Annotated in this window: 1 protein-coding gene; it reads right to left on the bottom strand. The window is 60.3% G+C overall.

Going from position 1 to position 1,064, the window contains the following annotated elements; genetic code table 11:
* Nucleotides 1-1,064: type VI secretion system tip protein TssI/VgrG (gene tssI, locus CDH48_RS19030; protein ID WP_157807879.1), on the bottom strand; the 1,064-nt coding region annotated here is incomplete at both ends.

Below are 1,064 nucleotides of genomic sequence, written 5' to 3'. Positions count from 1 at the left end.
GTGAGCAGATCCAGGTCTTTTTGCGCGTGGACGTAGATCTGTTCTTTGTCCGCTTCATCCTCAAAGCGCAATTCGTTGCTGCCCTCCCCCTTGTGAGTCTGGGTTTTCAGGGTGGTGCGGGTTTTATGCTCCGGCAACGCGTACGGTGGGGTGTTGGTGGCGTGGTGTGTTCTTCCGGTGATGATGGGTTGGTCCGGGTCGCCATCCAGGAAGGAAACAATCACTTCGTGGTCGATTCTGGGCAGGGCCATAAAGCCGTACTGGCCGCCAGCCCAGCCCTGGCTGACTCTTAGCCAGGCGCTGCTGTGTTCGTCGTTTTTACTGTATCTGTCCCAGGGAAACCGGACCTTTACCCGGCCAAATTCATCGCAGTGGATTTCTTCCCCTTCGGGGCCCGTCACTATGGCGATTTGCGGGCCGTCCATCAGTGGGCGATGGTGAATCCTGGGCCGCCAGGTTTTATCGGCGGGTACGGCGCTGAAGGTGTTGTGGTAGCTGGTGGGTTCGGAACCACCCTCTTCTTCCAGGGCCTGGGGTTGCTGGCCGGTGTGGGTGACAGCGGTAAATAGCCAGCTCCGGTTAAAGTCAGGGTTGTCATGCTCCGTCAACTCAACTTTGGCACCGCAGGTGAAATCCGGGCGGTTGCTTTCACCGCGGGCGGTGCTGGCGTCGTTTCTGAGGGCGTCCAGTCGCGCCTCGGTAAAGGGCTGGCCACTGGCGTCGGCCTTGAAGCGGCCCGGGTAATCGAAGTGCTGGTAATCCTGGCGCTGGTTAGTGCTGGTGGCCGCGCTTTCGTGCATCAGCGCATAGGCCGGGTTTTTGAAGGTGTAGTCTTTCGTGGCGACAGAGGCAGCACGAACCCGCTCTTCGTAGCGGAAACGGAACACCACGGGCTGTTTCGTGCTGCCGCCCGCTTTGCCATTGTATTCGGCGGCATCCAGCCTGGGCGCGTCACCGTGGTGGTCGGCAATCATCAGGCCGGGCTGTTCGCTGCCATCCACGCTGCCGTGCTGGTAGCGGTAGTGCCAGCCTTCCTCTGCCGCCAGCCGTTCAATAAACGCCAG

It is taken from the genome of Marinobacter aromaticivorans (genome assembly GCF_002806975.1).
In the GTDB taxonomy this organism is placed as follows: Bacteria; Pseudomonadota; Gammaproteobacteria; order Pseudomonadales; family Oleiphilaceae; genus Marinobacter; species Marinobacter aromaticivorans.
Note: the sequence above shows the minus strand (reverse complement) of the source record. Positions and strands in the feature narration are given on the sequence as shown.